This window comes from Campylobacter sp. BCW_4341 (assembly GCF_001764255.1).
In the GTDB taxonomy this organism is placed as follows: domain Bacteria; phylum Campylobacterota; class Campylobacteria; order Campylobacterales; family Campylobacteraceae; genus Campylobacter_D; species Campylobacter_D jejuni.
On record NZ_MKAH01000049.1, the window covers coordinates 303 to 663 of the forward strand.

The window sequence follows — 361 nt, forward strand, 5'->3', positions numbered from 1 at the left end:
GGATGAGAATTGCCATTTTCAGCATAAGCTAAATCCTGTCCTATAAAAATGATGTTTTTATGACTTAGATAAGTTGCTAGATAAGATAATGTATGTGCAACACTAGGTCCTACAGCAGCATAAGAAAAATCTTTAAGATTTATATAATATGGAAAAGCAAGAACTTTTTGAGTGATGACTAAATTTCTACCCTTTAAATACTCAATTGCCTTTGGATGAACAACCCCTGCGCAAACAAACACAATATCCTTATCAAATTTCCCAAAATCATGATTAAAAAACTCTGCTGTTAATTCAGTTCTTTCCAACATACAAACATAATCAGGCTTTATACCATGTTTAGCTAAAATAGGATAAGAAG

Annotated in this window: 1 protein-coding gene; it reads right to left on the reverse strand. The window is 31.6% G+C overall.

Annotated elements, in window-relative coordinates; translation table 11 throughout:
* Positions 1 to 361: 6-hydroxymethylpterin diphosphokinase MptE-like protein (locus tag AJN70_RS09935; protein WP_261669999.1), on the reverse strand; the 361-nt coding region annotated here is incomplete at both ends.